The sequence below is a fragment of the Thermostichus sp. MS-CIW-38 genome, from assembly GCF_054058415.1.
In genome coordinates this window covers 81,185-102,128 of record NZ_JBSSAH010000005.1, presented here as the reverse complement: position 1 = coordinate 102,128, position 20,944 = coordinate 81,185, and the positions used below count along the sequence as shown (strand labels likewise).

Sequence of the window (20,944 nt, the reverse complement as noted above, 5' to 3'; positions counted from 1 at the left end):
GACGAGGTGGGGGATGATCGTCATTGATGGGGTTATCTGGCAGTCGGAAGGGTTTTCTCGCTCTCCACTTTTGGATCAGTCCTACCTGTGGCTGAGCCTCATTGAAGAGTGGGTCAAGGCCAAGAAGGCAACGAAGTTTGTGGTGCTCACCCGCGGGCAAACTTGGCTGCCGCCGGGAACTTTTTTTTCCGAGATCCCCCGCTTTGCTTTTGCAGAGGCAGATGAGGATCGCACCGGCCTGCAGAGCGCCTGCGACCAGCTCAAGGCTAGGCTGTTTCTCTCCACCGGCTACACCACCCCCATTTCCACCCCTTCCATCGCCTTCATCTACGACCTAGAAGCAGAGGCCGGCAGCCAGTTTCATCCAGAATACATCGAGAAGAAAAATGCCATCCTGGCTGCTGCCCACTACGTCTTCTTCTCCGATGAAGTGCTTGCTGGCTTCCGAACCCACTACCCCGGGATCCCTCCCGAGCAGATGTCGCTAGTCTACCCGGCCATTGAAGGCTGGGCCAAGCCGGCTGCTCCCGATGCCATGGCCGAGTTTCGCCGCAAGTTTCAGTTGACTCGCCCTTTTTTCTTGGCCGTCTTGCCCGAACAGCTGGCTGATTACCGTGGCATCCAGGCTGTCAGCCAAGCTTGGGAGATCCTGCAGGGCCAAAAGCTCTCCCGCACCGAGCTGGTCTTTGCCTTTCCCAGTCCTCTGAAGGTGGATCCTGTCAAAGCGCAACTGCCCCAACGAGAAGGCCTTCGCTACCTCAGCCTGAACAATCCCGAGCTTGCCTGCGCCTATTCCTCGGCTCTGGCGCTGGTTTTCCACTCCACCTTTCGGCCCAGCAGCCCCCTTGAGGCTATGGCCTGCGGCTGTCCTGTGGTGCATTACCGGGATGAGCAGCCAAATGCCTCCGGCTCGGAGTCGGCAACTGCCTCTGGAGAGAAAAAAGATAAGGATCCCTTGCAAAACCCGACAGCCCTGCTCTGCCAAGGCTCTCTTCAAGAGCTGGTTGACGCCTTGCAGCGCATCCAGAGCTACCCGGTACGCTCTCCCCTCATTGCCAAGGGGTTGGAACAGGCCAAGGAGCTGAGCTGGGCAACAGTGGCCGCCAAGCTGTGGGACATTTTCGAGCAGGTGGCTCCTTCGGAATCCGAGGAACCTACTGACCGCTGACCACCAAGTTTTTCCACATCTGCCAATAGGCCCGCTCCAGGGCGCGGGCATGGCTTTGTGGATCCCGCAGGGGCGATTTCTCCATCATGCCTCGCAGGCTGTGGCGCAAATGGCGCAGCCGCTCCAGATCACTGGCCAAGTTCACGGCAATTTCCACGTATTCTTCCGGCGTTTGGGCCACCAGCTCCGGCAGCCCCACGTTAGTGAGAATGGAGACTCCCACGCGGCAGACATGGGCATTGCCTGCCAAGACCACCACTGGCGCACCGCCCCAGAGGGTTTCACAGGTGGTGGTGGTGCCGTTGTAGGGGAAAGGATCCAGGCCGATATCAATCTCGCTGTAGATCTGGAGGTGCTCTGGAATGCTGCGGCGATCTCCCACCAGGTGCACCCGCTGCCGATCCACCCCGTGCCGCTCGAAGTGCCCCCAGAAGATCTCGCAGACGCTGCTGTCGGTGTAGCGCATGTTTTTGAGCAGGATGCGGGCATTGGGCAGCCGCTTGAGGATCTCCGCCCACACTGCCACCACGTTGGGGGTAATTTTGGTGGGGTTGTTGCAGCAGCCAAAGGTGACGTAGCCGGCAGCCAGGGCCGGCAGCTCGGAAACCGGCGGAAAGATATCCACAGGGTTGTAGCAGAGAAAGCTTTTAGGCAGGCGCATCAACTTTTCTGTGTGGTACCTTTCCGTCATGCCCGGCGGATCGGCATAGGCGTCGGTGATGCGGTAGTCCACCAAGGTTAAACCAGTGGTGTTGGGGTAGCCTAGATAGGTGGCCTGGATGGGGGCAGGTTTGAGCGCCAGCACCCCCAGGCGGTTGTAGGCGGTGTGGCCAGCCAGATCCACCAAAATGTCGATCTTGTCCTCGTGGATGATGTCGGCCACCTCCACATCGGAGCGGATCTTGTGGATGTCTCGCCAGGCATCGGCCTTTTCCTTCATCCGCTCGGTCACAATGTCCGAATACGGCCCGTTGGAATAGCAATAAATCTGGAAGCGCTCGTGGTCGTGGTGGTTATAGACATGCTCAAAAAACATGCTCACGGAGTGCAGCTTAAAGTCTCCGGAGATGTAGCCGATGCGCAGAGGCCGCTTCAGATCCCGATCCCGGTGGTAGGGCCGCCGCAGATGGGCCACCGAGGCTTGGGTGGCATCCCCCCACTTCTTGTGCTCCCGCAGGGTCTCTTCGGGATCGAAATCGGGGGCGTAGTGCAGGCCCATGAGGATGTTGCCGTGGAAAGCGATCACCCCCGGAGCCAGCTTGGCCGACTTGCGGTAGGCTTTGATGGCCTCCTCGTGGCGGCATTGCTGGAGGAAGGTGCCTGCCAACCCTGCATAGGTGGAAGGATCCTCGGGGTTGATCTCCAGGGCGCGCTGGAAAGATTCCAGTGCCTCGGTTAGGCGGTTCAGCTCTTTGTAAACGGATCCCAGGGCCCGGTGAACATCCAGGAAGTCCGGCTTGAGGCGGGCCGCTTCCTGCAAAACCGGCAGGGCCTCTTCGTTGCGGTGCTGGCTTTGCAACAACAGCCCCAAGTTGCAGTAGGCTTCTCCCAGTTCTGGGTCGTGCACCAGCGCCTGCCGATATTGAATCTCTTCTTTTTCCGGCTCGTTCAAGTGCCGATAGGCCAGGCCCAGGTTGTTGTAGGCCAGGGCAAAGTCAGGCTTGTGCTCTAGGGCCGCTTCCAGCAAGGGGATGGCTTCCTTGAATCGCAGTTGATCCAATAGCAGGCAGCCGGCCTCGAAGTAGGCCTCGGCCAGGTTGGGCCGCACACCCAGAGCGCGGCTGAGGTGGGCCATGCTGTCTAGCAGTCCATTGGAGAACACCTTGCGCAGCTTGCGATCTGACAGAAGGTTGGCCAAGCCGCGATGGGCCTCGGCGTAGTCTGGCTGCAGGCCAAGGGCCACATGGTAGTAGTCCAGCGCCCGCTGCGGCTGCTTCAGCTTGCGATAGGCTGTGGCCAGGTTGAAGTAAACCCGCGGGCGATCCGGCTGCAGCGCCAAAGCCGCCCGATAGGCTTCAATGGCCGCCTCCGGCTGTCCCTGCTCCAGCAAAGCAGTGCCCAGGTTGATGTGAGCTTCCACCAAGTGCCCATCCAGCTCCAGCGCCTGACGGAAAGCGGCAATAGCTTCCTCCCAGTTCCCTTGCTCTGCCAAGGTCAAGCCCAGGCCATTGTGCAAGGCCGCTTGCTGCGGATCCTGCTCCAGGAGCTGCCGATAGAGCTCAGCGGAGCGCTCCAACTGCCCGGCCTCGCGGCAGAGCTCTGCCAGTTCTTGCGCCCGCTCTGGGGTAAACTCTAGCGCCAGCGCCTGCTCTAGATGGTCGATGGCCGTTGCCGGCCACCCCTTCTGTCGGTAGATCTGGGCCAGCTCCGTCAGGATCTGGGCATCCTGGGGCTGCAGGGCCAGGGCCCGCCGGTAATACTCCTCGGCTTGGTCGTACTGGCCCAGTTGAAAGTGGCAGAGGCCCAGGTTGAAGAGGGCCTGCAGGTGATCGGGCTGCAGCGCCACCGCTTGGCTGTAGCATTCGATAGCTGCTTCCCGCTTGCCCAGCGCTTGATATACAGCGCCCAAGTTGCTGTGAAAAGCTGCCTGCTCTGGCCGCAGCTGAGTGGCCTTGGCCAGGTGGGCCGCGGCTTCCTGCAGCCGGCCCGTTTGGTAGCAGAGGATGCCCAGAAAGTGTAGAGCATCAGGCTGCTCCGGCTGGAGAGCCAGCACCTGCCGGTAGGCCGCCTCCGCCTGCTGCAGATCCCCCGCCTGATGGTGGCGGATGGCCACTTCCAAAGTAGCTATCAGCGCATCGGGTGTCACTTGGCCTGGATCCCTAGATTTCATAACCTCTAATCCTACACCCATCTGAGTTCCGCGAGAAAAAAACGGGCCTGAACTTTCAGGCCCGCCGAGGGGTTAAACAGCCTGCCGACTAGCGCGGGACAGTGAAAGTAATGTCCAGCCGTGGCCCGCGAGCGGTGGTGATAGGGCCAGCACCCGTACCCGTAGCCGGCTCTTTGTCGAACTCGGCCCGGCAGGTGCCCGTAGCCCCCTGGCTGATCTCAAAACCAGCCGCATTGGCCGGCGTGCCTGCCACCGTGCCGCTGGAGGTAAGGCTGGCAGTGAAGGTGGCCGAGTAGGAGAAAGTTTGGTTGGGGATAACCAGAGTCAGGTTGACCGGGCCAGTGAGCTGACTGCCAGAGGCACTGAAGACTACGTTGACGGGACCTAGATTAAGAACCGTCGGACCGGCAAATGTGAAGCTACCACCAACAAGGCTACTTACCTGTATACTCTGCGTAATGGTAGTCTGACCAGTGGGTAGGAAAGCAGTAAAGGTGCTTCCTGCAGCACTGAAGCTTACCGTAACTGGGTTGGTGGCCAGGAGGGTAATCGTGAGCGTGGCTGGGGAGGTGGAGTCAACTTGATAGGTGCTTGCAGTGGCACCTGGACCTACATCAACGGTCCCAGTGAACCCTACTGCCACAGGAGCAACCGCGTTAAATACAGGTGCTCCAGAAGCACTTGCAGAAGTTGTGGCGATAGAGGAAGCAGTTAAGGTGGCGAATACTGACGTGGCCTGGTTGTTCCACACCTCCTTGGCGCACTGCAGCCGCACCTGGTAGAAGCGCGGGCCTGGCGCCGACACCGCCCGCTGCACCCCAGGCCCCACATCCGCCAGCCGCGGCCCCGCCGATACATCGTTGTTGCCCAGCACGTTGCCCGTAAAGCTCAAAGCCACAAAGCCAGAAGTCGCCGGCGCAAAGAAGTCGCTGGACACCACGTTGTCAACCGCGCCCAGCCGCACTTCTTGGAACACCACACTGTTGGCCGGCAGGTTGTGCGGTGTCGGATCCAGGAAGAAGAAGCCCCGCCCCCGGTCGCCAAAACCAGGAATGGTGGCCGAGTCGTTGGAGGGCAACTGCACCAGCGTCAACTGCGCCCCCTGCACGATGGCGTTGCGGGGAATGGCGTCGGGAATGGGGAAGGAAAGCACCGCTCGGTAGTCAGAGTAGGTGCCCACCGGCAGGTTCTCGCCTGCGCCGGAGCGGCGGATGCCAAAGCCAACGGGAATGACAGTGGGGTTGGAGAAGACTTGTCCCCCCGGAGTGAGAGCGGCCAGTTGAGTGGGCAGAGCGCTGATGGGGCCAGCAGTGGTGGGAGTGGGAGCAGGAACAGGGGTTGGAGGTGGTGGCGGCGGAGCCGGGGGAGCCGGTGGGGGTGGTGGGGGCGGCACGGGTGTAACAGTGCTGGTGCTGCTTTCTTCGCCGCAACCGGTGAGCAGCAGGGGCAGCAGCACCACTGTGGAAGCCAGAGACAGAGACCCGAGTGACTTCAGGAGCCACTTGTGCATTGTTCCGTTCATTGTTCTCCTCTTAACCAAAAAAGTGGGGTTCGGCTGAACACTTCCCTTAACTTACCCGATCAACTCGCCCAGGGCAAGCCAGGCCGTAGGAAAGAGCCAATCGAGGAAAGACGCACACGCGCTTGGATAAGCGGCTCGTCTGTTTACTCTGCTTATCATACAAGCCCATTAGCCCGCTTTGGCAAGTACTGCCGATTTTTTCTGGACAAGATCAAAGGTGACGTGGGTCACAGACACCGGGCAGGGTCCCGGGAAGGAGTCGGGTGGCGGCTTCTGGGAGCAAAGCAGGTGGAGCCACCGGAAGAGCAGTCAGAATCCTTGCCCGGCATGGCTTTTGCGGATCCACCTGGAAAAAACCGGAAGATTTGCCTATTTCCTCACAAAAGGATGCTTGATCCGGGGCAGAAGGGTGGCAGGATGAGGAGTGGATGTTTTTTCTGGAGACACACCCAGGATGGCTACCTACAAGGTCACTCTGATCAACGAGGAGCAAGGCTTAAACGTCACCATCGATGTGCCGGATGACGAATACATTTTGGACGTGGCGGAAGAGCAAGGGATCGAGCTGCCTTATTCCTGCCGCGCCGGTGCCTGTTCGACCTGTGCCGGCAAGCTGGTGAGCGGCACGGTGGATCAAAGCGATCAGTCCTTCCTGGATGATGATCAGATCGAGCAGGGCTATGTGCTGACCTGTGTGGCTTACCCTACTTCCGACTGCACCATCATCACCCACCAAGAAGAAGCCCTTTACTGATCGAGCTTGAATTTCCGTCCTCAACCCCAGCCCCTCTTCCAAAGAGAGAGGGGTTTTTGTTTTGGGTGGCCCAAGGGGGTGTTCGAGCACTCCGCGCTGCTGAGGCCCTCACCCAGAGGGAGAGGAGAATTGGCAGTGGTAGGATTTCCTTATTCTGTAGTGCTTCAGCAACCATGACCCCTGAGCAAGAGCAGTGGCTGATTCAAGCCATCCAGGAGCTACAAGCCTCCCAGAGAGAATTGCAAGCCTCCCAGAGAGAATTGCAAGCCTCCCAAAGAGAATTGCAGGCCGCTCAGCAGGAGCTGCGCCTTGTCCAACAAAACCAGCAGGTTTTGATTCAAGAGCTGCGGGAAGGACAGGCGATGCTGGCCCAGTTTTTTCGCGAGTCAATGGATCGGTTTGATGAGCGCACCCGAGCTATTGAACGGCGCACGGAAGCTGTGGAACGCCGCACAGAAGCACTGGAACGGCGCACCGACCAGATGGCGGAAGAGATGAGGGAGATCCGGCAAGAGATTCGGGATCTGCGCCGCGATTTTTTGGAACGGCGTTAGCTTCCATCCAACCCTGGCCCAAGCGCTCACAGCCCCTTTCCCAGGGAGAAATGCAGGGTGATAGGATTTTTTTATTCTTCTGTAACCCTCGCCGACCATGACCCCTGAGCAAGAGCAGTGGCTGATTCGCGCCATCCAAGAGTTGCAAGCTGCCCAGCAGGAGCTGCGCCTTGTCCAACAAAACCAGCAGGTTTTGATTCAAGAGCTGCGGGAAGGACAGGCGATGCTGGCCCAGTTTTTTCGCGAGTCAATGGATCGGTTTGATGAGCGCACCCGGGCTATTGAACGGCGCACCGAAGCTGTGGAGCGCCGCACCGAAGCTTTGGAACGGCGCACTGACGAGATGGCCCGAGAGATGCGGGAGATCCGGCAGGAGATTCGGGATCTGCGCCGCGATTTTCTGGAACGGCGTTAGCTTCCATCCAACCCTGGCCCAAGCGCTCACAGCCCTGCTCCTAGAGGAAGAGAGGGGTTGTGCGAGATGACAAGGCTAGTATGGCAGCAAAGAGACTTTTGGCCGAGACGGTTTATGGCTTTGGCAATGGGATCCGTTTCTGCACCATCAAGAGCTCGCCTGAGTTTGGCGGAATACCTTGCTTATTCGGATGGCAGTGATACCCGCTATGAGCTGGTGGCAGGGGAGTTGGTGCCCATGGCTCTTCCAACCGGACGGCATGTGCAGATTCAAAACTTTCTCAGCCGAGTTTTCGAGGCAGAGATTGCACGGCAGCAGTTGCCCTGGACAGCGATACAGGGGAGCCCAGGGATCCAGTCGCCGCGGGGCAGCCACCGGTGGGATACGGTGCGGATCCCGGATGTGGTGGTGCTGCCTTTGGAACAGTGGCAGGAGATGGGATCCAGAGAGGCGTTGATTCGCCTGGAGGATCCGCCGCCGCTACTGGTGGTGGAGGTAGTCAGTGAGTCCAGCCGGGCAGCAGACTACCGGGCCAAGCAAGCAGAGTATTGCGTTTTGGGGATCGGCGAGTATTGGGTTGTGGATCCCTTGGAGGAGAAGGTGAGCCTGCTGCTGCTTCATGAAGGCTGGTACGATGTGCTGGAGCTGAAGGGATCCGATCCGGTATCCTCAAAGGTCTTTCCCAAGCTGGAGTTGCAGGCGGGGGAGATCTTGGCTGCGGATTCGGGTTATTCTGGTAAAGCTACGGGGAGTTAGCTCAGTTGGTAGAGCGCTGCGATCGCACCGCAGAGGTCAGGGATTCGAGTTCCCTACTCTCCATTGAGGTTTTGGATTTGGATCCCTTGCCCCCGATCCCTCTCCCAGGAGGAGAGAAGAGTTAGTGGTGGTAGGATTTCCTTATTCTGTAGTGTTTCAGTAACCATGACGCCCGAGCAAGAACAGTGGCTGATTCAAGCCATCCAAGAGTTGCAAGCCTCCCAAAAAGAATTGCAAGCTGCCCAGCAGGAGCTGCGTCTTGTCCAGCAAAACCAGCAGGTTTTGATTCAAGAGCTGCGGGAGGGACAGGCGATGCTGGCGCAGTTCTTTCGCGAGTCAATGGATCGGTTTGACGAGCGTACTCGGGCCATCGAACGCCGCACAGAAGCACTGGAACGGCGCACCGACCAGATGGCGGAGGAGATGAGAGAGATCCGGCAAGAGATTCGGGATCTGCGCCGCGATTTTTTGGAACGGCGGTAGCTTGGGCTCAAGCGCTCTGCGTTGCTAGTGTAACCATCCCCGGATCCTTCTCCCAGGAGGAGATTTAGGGTGGTAGGATTTCCTTGTTCTGTAGCGCCTTGGTAACCATGACACCTGAGCAAGAGCAGTGGCTGATTCGGGCCGTCCAGGAGTTGCAAGCTGCCCAGCAGAACCAGCAGGTTTTGATCCAAGAGCTGCGGGAAGGGCAGGCGATGCTGGCACAGTTTTTCCGGGAGGCGCTGGATCGCTTTGACGAGCGCACCCGAGCCATTGAACGGCGCACGGAAGCTGTGGAGCGCCGCACCGAAGCTTTGGAACGGCGCACTGACGAGATGGCCCGAGAGATGCGGGAGATGCGGCAGGAGATTCGGGATCTGCGCCGCGACTTTTTGGAACGGCGTTGACTGCCAACAGCCCAGGCGCTCGGCGCTGCTGATGTGATCATCCCTAGATCCTCTCCTAGCAAGAGAGGGGGATCCACGAGATCTTTAGGGAGTTAGGGTTGGGAAGGGATCCCATCTGGATTAGTCTAGAGGGAACTTGGTCTGGCCTCATCGGCGTTTGCCATTCCCTGCGAGTTTGCCTATGTCTGTGATTCGCGCCCTACACAGCCAGTTGGTAACCAAAGAGCGCTCTGCCGAAGAGATCGCCCGCGAGTACCTGGAGCGCCTGGCCCAACTGGAGCCGCAGCTCAAGAGCTTTATTACTGTGACCGAGGAACTGGCTCTGCAACAGGCCAGGGCGGTGGACGCCCGCATTCGGGCCGGGGAAGAGATTGGCCCTTTGGCCGGGATCCCGCTTGCCGTGAAAGACAACCTCTGCACCCAAGGGATCCGCACCACCTGCGCTTCCCGGATGCTGGAGGGGTTCATTCCCCCCTACGAGTCAACAGTGACGGCGCGGCTGGCGGCTGCGGGCATGGTGACGGTGGGCAAGACCAACCTAGACGAGTTTGCCATGGGCAGCTCCACGGAAAACTCCGCCTTTCAGCGCACCGCCAATCCCTGGGATCTGACGCGGGTGCCAGGGGGATCCTCTGGGGGATCGGCGGCGGCGGTGGCTGCCGACCAAGCGGTGGTGGCTCTGGGCTCGGATACGGGGGGATCCATCCGCCAACCGGCAGCTTTTTGTGGGGTGGTGGGCCTCAAGCCCACCTACGGGCTGGTGTCTCGCTACGGGCTGGTGGCCTTTGCTTCGTCTTTGGATCAGGTGGGGCCGTTTGGGCGCACGGTGGAGGATGTGGCCTTGCTGCTGCAGGGGATCGCCGGCCATGACCCGATGGACTCCACCAGCCTGAAGGTGGATATCCCGGACTATAGCCAGGCTCTGATCCCGGACATCAAGGGCTTCAAAATCGGGGTGATCCGCGACTTGCTGGGAGAAGGATGTGGGGAGGAGACCCGCGCTGCCGTCCAAGCAGCCATTCAACATCTGCAAGAACTGGGGGCCGAGATCCTGGAGATCGACTGCCCCAGTTTTCGCTACGGCCTTGCCACCTATTACATCATTGCCCCTTCGGAAGCCTCTGCCAACTTGGCCCGCTACGACGGGGTGAAATACGGCCTGCGGGAACCTGCCGACTCGCTGCTGGCCATGTATGGCAAGACCCGCGCCCACGGCTTTGGGCCAGAAGTCAAGCGGCGCATCATGATCGGCACCTATGCCCTCTCCTCGGGGTACTACGACGCCTACTACCTCAAGGCTCAGAAGGTGCGCACCCTCATCAAGCAGGACTTCCTCAAGGCTTTCGAGAAGGTGGATGTGCTGGTCAGCCCCACCACCCCCACCCCGGCGTTCAAGATCGGCGAGCGGGAGGATCCCCTCAGCATGTACCTCTGCGACCTGATGACGATCCCGGTGAACCTGGCGGGTTTGCCGGGGCTGAGCCTGCCCTGCGGGTTTGCCGATGGGCTGCCCATTGGCCTGCAAATTGTGGGCAATGCCCTACAGGAGAGCAAGGTGCTGCGGGTGGCCTATGCCTATGAGCAAAGCACCGACTGGCACAAGCGACGGCCGCCGCTGGGGCAGCCCTCAGTTGAAGAGGGCCAGGGATCCGATCCCGGCCAACCTCAAGCCAAGCGCAGATCCGGCAAGAGGAGCAAAAAATCCAAAAGCTGAGGCGGGAAGGGCGGCAACTAGGCCATGCCCATCTGGTTGGCCGCTGAAAAGCGTTCCATAAAGCGCAGGAAGCGATCCCACTCTGCCTCGGTTTCCATGTCGTAGGTCACTTCCAGGGCTTTGAATTCCCCGTTCAGGAACTTGGCCCTGATGTTGCGGGTGGTCAGCTCCCCTTCCTCATCGATCATCCGCATGCCGAGGATGTTTTGCGTATCGGATTTTAGATCCTCGAAGCGGAAAATCGCGGATCCCCGGTTGCCGGTCTTGGATTTCAGCACTCGCACCTGGGTGGGCACCTCTTGGATGCCGGGGGAGAACTCGATACTGGCCATGATGTCCTACGAAACACGATGATTTAAGCCATTATAACCGGCCAATCCCCGCATCCTGCTCCAGAAAATCTCTCAGCTCCTGGGCCGTCATCTGCTCCAGGTGATGGCCGGCCTGCCGTTGGGCTTCTGCCACATCGGGGATCCGGTCGCACAGGGCGCCAACCCGAAGGGGAAGAGGCTGGGCTGCCAACCCAGCGCGCGCTGCCGGAGTCACCTGGCCACAGAGGATGAGCAGGGGTTTTTGGGCTTGGATAGCCTGCTCCAGCACGGCCCCCACCACCTTTCCCATCGTGCTTTGTTCGTCGAGGCAGCCCTCTCCGGTGACGACCAGATGGCAGCGGCGGATGCGCTCCGGCAGGGCCAATTGCTGCGCCAAGAGCTGGATCCCGGACTCCAGAGTGGCCTCCAAAAAAGCCACCAGACCTGCTCCTAAGCCGCCTGCGGCTCCGGCCCCCGGGATCCCGGCCACGGCCTGGCCCAAATCTCGCTCCACCACTTGAGCCCACTGCTGCAGCGCCTGCTCCAACTGCTGCACCTGGGAAGGGGTGGCGCCCTTCTGGGGGGCAAAGACGGCGGCGGCTCCCAACGGGCCGGTGAGGGGGTTTTGCACATCGCAGAGGCCGCGGACCCGTTTCCCCTGCCAAACAGGCTGTTCGGGGGGCTCGATGCGCGCCAGCCGGGCCAGCTCCGCCCCACCCCAGCCGATGGGATCCCCAGCTCCATCCAACAGGCGATAGCCTAAGGCCTGCGCCATGCCCGCCCCTCCATCCACGGTGGCGGATCCCCCCAGTCCTATCCAGATCTCGGCAATAGGCTCTCGGCAGACGGCCCGCAGCAGCTCCCCCAGGCCGTAGGTGGTGGTGCGGGTGGGATCCCGCCGCTCCGGTGGCACCAAGGTCAGGCCAGCCACCTGGGCCAGCTCCAACAGGGCCAGCTCTCCTGCCACCCCGTACTCCGCCCAGACGGGATCCCCCAGGGGGCCGGTGACCCACAGACCCTTTTTCTCTCCCCCCAGCGTCGGCAGCAATACCTCTAGGGTGCCCTCTCCCCCATCCGCCAAGGGGAGCCGCTCCACCTCGACTTCCGGCAGCACCTGTTGGATCCCATGGGCTATGTGCTCTGCCGCTTCTGGTGCCCTCAGGGATCCCTTAAAACTATCCGGGCAAACCAAAATCCGCCGCGGTGGGCTGCTGAACTGGGATCCCTTTGCCTGGAAACCCGCATCCAGCATGGAACCTCCTCGGCGGCGCTAAAAGGTGGATTGCAAGCCTAGCCCTCCTCCTCTGCTGGCGAAGGCTGATCCGCGCTGGCAGGCTGGGAGGCACTGCCCAAAGATTGCTCCAGGGCTAGGCGCTGCTCCATGACCCGCAGGAAATAGCCGCCCATCATCGCGCCGGAGAGCATTTTGGCCAAGCTCTCGCGGTTGGTGATGATCTGAACCCCGAATTGATCGGAGGGCAAGCTCCCCACCAAGCTGCGGATGTTGTGGCCCAAGATCTCCAGCACTTCCGGAGAAGAATTGCGGGCAATATCCTGAAAGACGCTGGGATCCTGAGATTGCAGGTATTGCCAGAGCCGGTTGTCGGGGCTCGGAGTTTGCACTGCCTCAAAACCAGGGATGAAGTTCAACGGGCTCGCCATGGAGTAACCCAGCTCCACAAACACAGCAGGTGTAGCCCAAACTAGGGCGCTCGGCCTGATCCCACAGGCCTTTGCCGTTCCCGGAATTTGGGCTATCCCAAAGGTAACACCCCATCCTCACCCTCTCCGGTACGGGATCCCACCCTTCTGCGGCGGCAAATGCCGTACCTAAGTAACGGCCGGGGATCAAGCGCTGGCTTCTGAGGTCTCCTCCTCGGCAACCAAGGCAGCGGGTACCACTGTAACTCCCACAATGCTGTCTTCCGGATCCAGGCGCTGCACCAGCACCCCGGTCGCCTCGCGGGACTGGGTGGGAATGGCCTTGGCCAACTGGCGCATGACAATGCCCCTGGCGGTTACCAACAGGATCTCGTCTTCGGCATTGACGATGCGCAGGGCCGCCAGCTCGTCCGACGCCTGGCGGAACTTGGTGGCGATCACCCCCTTGCCGCCGCGGTTTTGCTGGCGGAAATTGTCGATGGCCGAGCGCTTGCCCCGCCCTTCTTTGGTGATCACCAGCACCCAAGGGTTAGCCAGCTTCTCCCCCTCTCGCTCGGCAGCCATCACCGATTCGGCAGAGATAATATCCATGCTGACGATGTCATCGCCGGCGTTGAGGGTAATGGCCCGCACGCCCCGGGTGGCCCGTCCCAGAGGGCGCAGTTGCTCGTCATCCGCCGGGAAGCGAATGGACATGCCTTGGCGGGTCGCCATGACCACATCATCGCTGGAGCGGGCGCGGCGCACCCAGCGCAGTTCGTCGTTTTCTTCCAGAGAGATGGCAATCAGGCCGTTGGAGCGTACATTGGCAAAGGCGCTGAGGGCCGTTTTTTTGATGTAGCCGCCGCGGGTGAGCATCACCAGATATTCGTCGTCGCTGAACTGGCTCACCGGCACCATGGACGTAACCCGCTCTTCCCGGGTGATCGGCAGCAACTGAACGATGGCGCTGCCGCGGGCGGCGCGGCTCCCCTGGGGGATCTGGTGGGCGGGCAGGGTATAGACTACGCCCCGATTGGTGAAAAAGAGGATGGTGTCGTGGCTGCGACAGGCAAAAAACTGTTCGATGGCATCGTCTTCTTTGATGCGGGCGCCGGCTTTGCCGCGGGTGGCTCGCCCCTGCACCTGGAACTCCTCAAGGCCCATGCGCTTGATATAGCCCTGCTCGGTTAGAAAGATAACCGTCTCCCGATTTTCGATCAGATCATCCGTTCCCAGCTCCCCATCCTCCAAACAGAGGCGGGAACGGCGCGGGCTGGCAAAGCGGGCTTTGAGCTGCTGCAGCTCTTCGCTGATGATCTGCATCACCCGTTCTCGGCGGGCCAGAATATCCCGCAGGTCGGCAATTTGCCTCACCAAGTCTTCGTGCTCGGCCTGGATTTTTTCCGCTTCCAGGGCGGTGAGGCGGCGCAGCTGCATCTGCAGGATCCCGTCGGCTTGGGCTTCACTCAGGCCCAACACCGCCTGCAATTCCTCTCGGGCTGTGGCGGTATCGGCGGCTCCCCGAATGAGGGCAATCACCCGATCCAACTGCCCCAAAGCCAAGAGATAGCCCTGCAGCAGGTGATCCCGCTCTTCGGCTTTTTGCAGCTCGTAGCGGGTGCGCCGCTCGATCACCTCTTCCCGAAAATCCAGAAAAGCCTGCAGCGCGTCCCGCAGGGTCAGGGTGCGCGGCTCGCCGTTGAGGATGGCCAGCATGTTGACCCCGAAGTTGGCCTGCAGGGGGGTTTGCTTGTAGAGGTTGTTGAGCACCACCTGCGGCTGGGCATCCCGCTTTAGCTCGATCACCACCCGCATGCCGCTGCGGTCGCTCTCGTCGCGGATGTCGGCAATGCCTTCCAGTTTTTTCTCGTTGACCAGCTCGGCGATCTTCTCAATCATGGCTGCCTTGTTGGTCTGGTAGGGCAGTTCGGTGATGATGATGGCGTCCCGAACCGGTCGGCCCCGCTGCTCGATCGTCTCCACCCTGGCCACCCCCCGCAGGGTGATGGAGCCGCGCCCGGTGGTGTAGGCTTCGCGGATGCCCTCCTGGCCCATGATCAGCGCCCCGGTGGGGAAGTCGGGGGCGGGGATCCACTGCATCAACTCCAGGCTGGTCAGGTTGGGGTTGTGGATGAGGGCAATCAGGCCGTCCACCAATTCGCTCAAGTTGTGAGGCGGGATGTTGGTGGCCATGCCCACGGCGATGCCGGAAGAGCCGTTTAAGAGCAATTGCGGGATCCGCGCCGGCAGCACCAGCGGCTCTTGCTGGGATCCGTCGTAGTTGCCCACAAAATCGACGGTGTTGGCGTCGATATCCTGCAGCAGGGCTTCTTGGGCAAAGGCGGTCAGCCGACACTCGGTGTAGCGCATGGCCGCCGGCGGGTCGTTGTCTACAGAGCCGAAGTTGCCATGCCCATCCACCAGCCGCTCCCGCATGGAGAAATCTTGAGCCATGCGCACCAGCGCATCATAGACGGCCTGATCCCCGTGGGGATGGTATTTCCCGATCACATCCCCCACCACGCGGGCACACTTGCGGAAGGGGCGATCCGCCGTCAGGCCCAACTCGTGCATAGCGTAGAGAATGCGGCGGTGCACCGGCTTCAGGCCATCCCGCGCATCTGGCAAAGCCCTCCCGACGATCACGCTCATGGCGTATTCCAGGTAGGACTGCGACATCTCCCGCTGCAGGTCGGTGGAGATGATGCGCGCCGTCGATTCGTTGTCGCTCATGGGGTTGGGTTATCGTTGAGGGATCCCAGTCGGCCTTGGCGCAGTGGGTTCATGGAAGTTTATCGGGAAGTAAACCCTGACCGTGGCAGACTGAGGGTGATTGAGTTAAGCAAAGAATTTTTGTACTCCTAGTCTACCATTCGCCCTTTGTGAAGGCCGGCTGACTTCCAGCAGGAGATGCCCAGTGGTTCATCAGCAGCCCCAATCTGCAGCTTCTCAGGGATCCCGTCCCATCCGCATGGGACAACCGGGTGGCCATCGCCCTTTGGTGCGTCGTGGGATCCCTTCCCAGAGGTTGCGGGATCTGTATCACCTGTTGTTGACCCTCTCCTGGCCAGGTTTTTTGGGGGTGTTGGCTGGGGGGTATATCTTGGCCAATGTCGGCTTTGCATTGCTCTATTTGATCGGTACCAACAACATTGCCAATGCCCGTTCAGGCCACTTTGGGGATGCGTTTTTCTTCAGCGTGCAGACAATGGCCAGCATCGGGTACGGGGCTATGTATCCCCTCAGCCTTTACGCCAATCTCCTAGTTACCCTAGAAGCCATGTTGGGGGTGGCGGGCACGGCAGTGGCGACAGGTTTGGTCTTTGCTCGTATTTCTCGGCCCACCGCTCGGGTCATGTTTAGCCGGGTCGCCGTTATTCGGGTTCAAGATGGCTACCCCACCCTGATGTTTCGGGCTGCTAACCAACGCTTTAACCAGATTGTCGAGGCTCAGATTCGCCTTACCTTGGCCTGCAACCAAATCTCAGCAGAAGGGGAGTGGATGCGGCGGCTTTATGATCTGCGACTGGTACGCTCCACGTCTCCCATTTTTGCCATCACCTGGACGGTGATGCACCGGATTGAGCCGGATAGCCCTCTCTACGGCCTCACGGATCAGGATTTACAGATGGGCCAAGCGGAGCTGATCATTACCCTGACCGGCATCGACGACACCTTTTCCCAAACCATCCATGCTCGCCACTCCTACTTGGCCGATGAGATTCTCTGGAACCACCGATTTGCCGATATTCTCCACCTGGACAGCAATGGGCATCGCTATGTGGACTACTCTCACTTTCACACAACTCTACCGGCTCAAGCCCCATGCCCTCGCTTGGAGGGGAATCCTTGAGGGAAACTATAGAAGAAAATCTATTCTCTAGCATGATCTCTATAGTAACGTTCAATGATAGGCTGCCCATAGCGTGGAGGGCTTTGGGGCATGCTGAGCCAAGCGAAAGAACAACAGTCCGGCGGCAAGAGATTTCTGGATTGGCACCGACGTCTGAGCCTAGACAACTGGCGCGGGGATCTCTTCGGCGGGCTGACGACAGCGATTGTTTCCTTGCCGATGGCCTTGGCCTTTGGGGTGGCTTCGGGGGCAGGGCCGGTGGCGGGCTTGTACGGAGCAGTATGCGTGGGCTTTTTTGCGGCTCTGTTTGGGGGTACGCCCACGCTCATCTCCGAACCCACCGGGCCGATGACTGTGATGATGACGGCGGTGGTTGCTAATGTTACAGCTCGTTACCCGGAGCAGGGGCTGGGGCCGGCCTTCACCGTGGTGATGCTGGGGGGCTTATTTCAGATCCTGTTTGGATCCCTGAAACTGGGTAAATACATCACCCTCATGCCCTACAGCGTTATTTCCGGCTTTATGTCCGGGATCGGCTGGATCATGATTTTGCTGCAGATCCCGCCGCTTTTGGGCCACGCCAGCCAGGGGGGAGTGATTGGGGCGGTGCAGAACCTGCCGACCTACCTGCTCAACCTTAAGATGCCAGAGCTGGGGCTGGGGCTGCTGACGCTTGCCATCCTTTTTGGCTATCCCAAGCCCTGGCGACGGGTGGTGCCGCCGCAGTTGGTGGCTTTGGTGTTGGGAACGCTGGTGGCCAGCTTGTTCATGGCCGATTGGGATTTGCGGCGCATTGGCCCTATCCCCACCGGTTTGCCGCAGTTGCAGTGGCCGCAGTTGCCCTTTGCTTCCCTGGCCAACTTGGTGCTGGATGGGGTGGTGCTGGGGATGCTGGGCTGCATCGACACCCTCTTAACGGCAGTCATTGCCGATAACCTCACCCGCACCCGCCACGACTCCGACCAAGAGCTGATCGGGCAGGGGATCGCTAACTTGGTGTCCGGCTTCATGGGAGGGCTGCCGGGAGCAGGGGCAACCATGGGCACGGTGGTGAATATCCAGTCGGGGGGACGTACCCCTCTGGCGGGCGTCACCCGCGCCCTCATTCTGTTGATGGTGGTGCTGTTTGCCGCTCCCCTCACGCAAGGGATCCCAATGGCGGTGCTGGCAGGGATCGCCTTTAAGGTGGGGGTGGATATCCTCGACTGGAGCTTCCTCAAGCGGGCCCACCGCCTTTCCCTCAAAGGGGCAGCCATCATGTACGGAGTGATGTTCATGACGGTGTTTGTGGATCTCATCGCTGCAGTGGGAGTGGGAGTGTTTGTGGCCAACTTGCTCACCATTCAACGCCTCAGCGAGATCCACTCCGAAGAGGTGAAAGCCATTACCGATGCCGATGATGCGGTGGATCTCACTCCCCGTGAGAGGGAATTGCTGCGCCAGGGATGCGGGCAGGTGTTGCTGTTTTACCTGAGCGGGCCGATGATCTTCGGGGTTTCCCAAGCCATTTCCCGCCAACATCAGGCGGTGGCCTCCTGCCAAGCGCTGGTGGTGGATCTATCAGATGTGCCGATGCTGGGAGTTTCGGCGACGCTATCCTTGGAAAATGCCATCCGCGAGGCCCTGGATCGGGGCAAACAGGTGTGGATTGTTGGGGCCAAGGGCCGGATCCGGCAGCGCCTGGAAAACCTACATTTGCCGCTGCCCCCAGAGCGGTTTGTGGACAGCCGTGAGGTGGCTTTGGCCGAGGCTGTTGCCCAGTTGGGCTTGCCGCTCGAGGCCAGTCCCCTGGTTTGAGTAACCCCAATTGGCCTGAGCCACAAAGCTGCGGGATCCGTTTGCCAGATCCAGGTTAAGTCTAAGTCTATGCAATGGAAGGGTCGGGTCGCCTACTTGGCAACCATGCATCGCAAAGAGCAGGTCATCGGCCCTCTCTTGGCCGAACATTTGGGGATTCAAGTTCAAGTAGTAGCTTTCGACACCGACCAACTGGGCACCTTCTCGCGGGAGCGGCCCCGACCGGGGGATCCCATCCACACTCTGCGCCTGAAGATTGCAAGGGCTTTGCAGGATCATCCTGAAGCTCTGGGCTTGGCCAGCGAGGGGTCCTTTGGCCCCCACCCTCAGATTCCCTGGATCCCTTGGAATCAGGAGTGGGTCATGCTCAGGGTTTTTGAACCCGGCGCGGAGCCCTTGGAGCTGGTCGGCTATGCAGAGAGCACCCAAACCAATTTCAGCCATCGCTGGGTGCAGAGCTGGGCAGAAGCGCTGGACTTTGCCCAAAGGGCGGGTTTTCCCCAGCACGCCCTGATCGCCCTCGACCAGCCAGAAAAGCCCCAGGTTATCCACAAAGGAATCCAAGACGAAGCAACCCTGAAGCAGGTGGTGGGGGAGATCCTGACTCGGCAGGGTGGCCTGCATCTGGAAACCGACATGCGGGCCATGTGCAACCCAACCCGGCTCCAGGTTATCGCAGCCGCCACCCAAAACCTAATCGCCAAAGCCCAAAGCCTGTGCCCGGCCTGCGGCACTCCTGGCTACTGGCAGATCCGCTCGGTCTCTGGACTGCCCTGCGGCCAATGTGGCGCCCCCACCCCCGTGGCCAAGGCTTGGGTATATGGCTGTTCCCGCTGTTCCCACACCCACACCGAGCCTGTGGCAGAGCCCTGGGCGGATCCCGCTCAGTGTGCCTTTTGTAATCCCTAGCTTTGTCCCAAGCTTGACGTCAAGCCCAGGCTTTCATCCCCCCAGAGGGGCTGATGTAAGAAAATAGGGATCCAACCCAGTGGATCCCTACTTAGCAACTTGGATGTCAGCGCAGGGATTTTAAGAACTAGAAAGTAAACACAGCTCGCAAGACACCCACGCCGATGGTTGGATCGGTATCCCCAGACTTGCTAGGCCCACCATTGGGATTGCTCACAAAGTAGGCTGCCGGGGTAAGGGTGAGGTACTCGTTCACCGGGAAGCTGTAGTAAACATCCACGATGAAAGGACGGCTGTCAAAAACTCCCTCCTCGGTGCTGACAATCGGTTGGCCAAACACCACACCGCCCTGAGCACCCTCAATGAAGAGATCCGGGAAAGCAAAGCCAAACAGGAACCCGTTGAAATCTTCATCACCCGGATCAATGGTGCCAGCCGGTACCACGTTGGGCAAGTTGTAATCCACATTGCCAGCAGTAAACCAGCCGGATACGGTAATTCGAGGGCTAAGCTCCCAGTTGGCTGCCACCGAGAAAGCATTGACACGGGCAGAAACATCTACCGTCGTCGTCCGCAGAGGGCCACGGAAAAGGGCTGTACCGTTGGCCAAGAACTCAGGGCCATCGTTTGCCTTCTGCAGATAGGTACTGGCAAACTGCAGGTAGATCTCCAGGTTTTCGTTCGGCAGGAAGCCCAGCTCCACCGCGTGGGCACTGTCGCTACCGGTTATACCGCTGTCGCCGAAGCCCTTGCCCAAGGCTTGAGCGTTCCTGGTGCTGTAGCTGTAGGCCAAGCGTAGTTGATCCGAGAGTCGGTAGCGGAAGCCAAACAGAGCTCCACCTGGCACGTCCGCCGTGGAGTTGGGAGCATCAGCAAAGTCGGAGAGAGCTTCGAAGGGTGTGCTGTAGTTGAATACATCGAACACACCTGAGCCAACGATACCCGTGTAGATGGTAGCTGCTCGGTTGAAAGCTGGGAATTGGTAGATCAGCTTGGCCAGGGTGAAAGTGCCGCCGCCACGGCCGCCAAACTCGAGGCCGGGATCCCCATCAAAGAACTCAGTCACAGCATCGCGAGCTTGGAGACGAATGCGCAGGCGATCGCGACCCACAAAAGAAGCATCGAAGTTCAAGCGTACCCGATAGGGAAGAGTCATGTTGGCTTGGTTTTGCTCTGCTACTACCCTCCCATCAACAACTCTGTCTTCCGTGAGAGCGCTGCCTACAACAGCGGCGATGACTTGGGCATTCAACTTGGTAACCGGGTTGAAGACCTTCCCTTTCAAATCAGTAACATCGGCTTCCAGGGCATCCACCCGCCCGCGCAGGGCTGCCAGCTCAGCAGCAAATTCCTCTTGCAAGCGCTGCAGAGTGGCCAAGTCTTCCTTGGAGACTTTGTCGGCCAAACCGGCTGCAATCAACTCATTGATGCGATCCAAGCAGGCGTTCATACCGGCGGCAAACTCAAAGCGAGTCATAGCCCGGTTGCCGCGGAAGGTGCGGTCAGGGTAGCCGGCAATACAACCGTAGCGCTCCACCAAGGATTGCAGGGCTTGGAAGGCCCAGTCGGTGGGCTGCACATCCGAAAGCTCAGAGATGGAGGTGACCGGCCCGGTAGCTTGGGCATAAGCCACTCCAGGGGTCAGAATCGCTGCTGCACCCAGAGTGCCGGCCAGCAGCGTTTTCCAGTAGTTCGCGTGTTTCGCGGGCATGTTTCTCTCCTTGTTCTTTTCCTCACACCTTTTTGGCTGTAGGGATGTCTTCTAGAGGTAACCAATTGCCTAACTCAAGAACAAGTCTGGCAACTGCGGACTTCGGTGAAGACATGATG

Annotated in this window: 18 protein-coding genes and 1 tRNA gene; 12 read left to right on the top strand and 7 right to left on the bottom strand. The window is 59.9% G+C overall.

Features of this window, described 5'->3' with window-relative positions; all coding sequences use genetic code 11:
- Positions 1-13 precede the first annotated feature (13 nt).
- Entirely contained in the window at positions 14-1,168 is a 1,155-nt protein-coding gene (locus ACVWXZ_RS03350; protein WP_457482150.1) for a hypothetical protein, read from the top strand.
- Here the strand turns inward: ACVWXZ_RS03350 and ACVWXZ_RS03345 are convergent.
- A complete protein-coding gene (locus ACVWXZ_RS03345; protein WP_457482149.1) occupies positions 1,155-3,998 on the bottom strand; it encodes a tetratricopeptide repeat protein in 2,844 nt (947 codons plus the stop codon). The two genes, ACVWXZ_RS03350 and ACVWXZ_RS03345, sit on opposite strands and share 14 nt — an antisense overlap.
- An 88-nt stretch (positions 3,999-4,086) precedes the next feature.
- The gene (locus tag ACVWXZ_RS03340; protein ID WP_457482148.1) at positions 4,087-5,520 is read right to left on the bottom strand and encodes a hypothetical protein; all 1,434 of its coding nucleotides are present in this window, start codon (positions 5,518-5,520) and stop codon (positions 4,087-4,089) included.
- Between the two features lie 454 nt (positions 5,521-5,974).
- Between ACVWXZ_RS03340 and ACVWXZ_RS03335 the strand changes: the two genes are divergently transcribed.
- From ACVWXZ_RS03335 to gatA, 8 genes are all read left to right on the top strand, one after another.
- Positions 5,975-6,274 (top strand): ferredoxin, encoded by a 300-nt coding sequence (locus ACVWXZ_RS03335; protein ID WP_011433206.1) that lies wholly within the window; start codon positions 5,975-5,977, stop codon positions 6,272-6,274.
- A gap of 173 nt (positions 6,275-6,447) precedes the next feature.
- Positions 6,448-6,828, top strand: coding sequence for a hypothetical protein (locus ACVWXZ_RS03330; RefSeq protein ID WP_414357119.1), 381 nt, complete (start codon positions 6,448-6,450; stop codon positions 6,826-6,828).
- Between the two features lie 97 nt (positions 6,829-6,925).
- The gene (locus tag ACVWXZ_RS03325) at positions 6,926-7,243 is read left to right on the top strand and encodes a hypothetical protein (protein WP_457402581.1); all 318 of its coding nucleotides are present in this window, start codon (positions 6,926-6,928) and stop codon (positions 7,241-7,243) included.
- A 66-nt stretch (positions 7,244-7,309) separates the two neighbouring features.
- Positions 7,310-7,999 carry a Uma2 family endonuclease gene (locus tag ACVWXZ_RS03320; protein WP_457482147.1) on the top strand — a complete coding sequence of 230 codons (690 nt, stop codon included), beginning with the start codon at positions 7,310-7,312 and terminating at the stop codon, positions 7,997-7,999.
- Positions 7,990-8,062: transfer RNA gene (locus tag ACVWXZ_RS03315), tRNA-Ala, on the top strand. Before ACVWXZ_RS03320 ends, ACVWXZ_RS03315 begins: the two co-directional genes overlap by 10 nt.
- A 102-nt stretch (positions 8,063-8,164) precedes the next feature.
- The gene (locus tag ACVWXZ_RS03310) at positions 8,165-8,482 is read left to right on the top strand and encodes a hypothetical protein (protein ID WP_457387240.1); all 318 of its coding nucleotides are present in this window, start codon (positions 8,165-8,167) and stop codon (positions 8,480-8,482) included.
- A 107-nt stretch (positions 8,483-8,589) separates the two neighbouring features.
- Positions 8,590-8,886: a hypothetical protein gene (locus ACVWXZ_RS03305; RefSeq protein ID WP_457385995.1), complete on the top strand. Its 297-nt coding sequence runs from the start codon at positions 8,590-8,592 to the stop codon at positions 8,884-8,886.
- Between the two features lie 181 nt (positions 8,887-9,067).
- On the top strand, positions 9,068-10,600 hold the full coding sequence (gatA, locus tag ACVWXZ_RS03300; protein ID WP_457402577.1) for an Asp-tRNA(Asn)/Glu-tRNA(Gln) amidotransferase subunit GatA: 1,533 nt from the start codon (positions 9,068-9,070) through the stop codon (positions 10,598-10,600).
- A gap of 17 nt (positions 10,601-10,617) precedes the next feature.
- Here the strand turns inward: gatA and psb28 are convergent, their stop codons facing one another.
- The 4 genes from psb28 to gyrA form a co-directional block, all read right to left on the bottom strand.
- Entirely contained in the window at positions 10,618-10,932 is a 315-nt protein-coding gene (psb28, locus tag ACVWXZ_RS03295; protein ID WP_011433213.1) for a photosystem II reaction center protein Psb28, read from the bottom strand.
- Positions 10,933-10,963: 31 nt separating this feature from the next.
- Positions 10,964-12,163, bottom strand: a complete 1,200-nt coding sequence (locus ACVWXZ_RS03290; protein ID WP_457482146.1) for a glycerate kinase family protein — start codon at positions 12,161-12,163, stop codon at positions 10,964-10,966.
- A 38-nt stretch (positions 12,164-12,201) separates the two neighbouring features.
- Positions 12,202-12,573, bottom strand: coding sequence for a DUF760 domain-containing protein (locus ACVWXZ_RS03285; protein WP_011433215.1), 372 nt, complete (start codon positions 12,571-12,573; stop codon positions 12,202-12,204).
- A 186-nt stretch (positions 12,574-12,759) separates the two neighbouring features.
- On the bottom strand, positions 12,760-15,288 hold the full coding sequence (gene gyrA / locus ACVWXZ_RS03280; protein WP_414383942.1) for a DNA gyrase subunit A: 2,529 nt from the start codon (positions 15,286-15,288) through the stop codon (positions 12,760-12,762).
- Positions 15,289-15,472: 184 nt separating this feature from the next.
- Between gyrA and ACVWXZ_RS03275 the strand changes: the two genes are divergently transcribed.
- From ACVWXZ_RS03275 to ACVWXZ_RS03265, 3 genes are all read left to right on the top strand, one after another.
- Positions 15,473-16,408, top strand: coding sequence for an ion channel (locus ACVWXZ_RS03275; RefSeq protein ID WP_457402571.1), 936 nt, complete (start codon positions 15,473-15,475; stop codon positions 16,406-16,408).
- A 90-nt stretch (positions 16,409-16,498) separates the two neighbouring features.
- Positions 16,499-18,205 (top strand): SulP family inorganic anion transporter, encoded by a 1,707-nt coding sequence (locus ACVWXZ_RS03270; RefSeq protein WP_414342307.1) that lies wholly within the window; start codon positions 16,499-16,501, stop codon positions 18,203-18,205.
- 69 nt (positions 18,206-18,274) lie between these two features.
- The gene (locus ACVWXZ_RS03265; protein ID WP_457482145.1) at positions 18,275-19,114 is read left to right on the top strand and encodes a DUF6671 family protein; all 840 of its coding nucleotides are present in this window, start codon (positions 18,275-18,277) and stop codon (positions 19,112-19,114) included.
- Between the two features lie 127 nt (positions 19,115-19,241).
- On the opposite strand, the gene ACVWXZ_RS03260 is transcribed toward ACVWXZ_RS03265, so the two are convergent.
- A complete protein-coding gene (locus ACVWXZ_RS03260; RefSeq protein ID WP_457482144.1) occupies positions 19,242-20,825 on the bottom strand; it encodes an iron uptake porin in 1,584 nt (527 codons plus the stop codon).
- Positions 20,826-20,944: the final 119 nt, after the last annotated feature.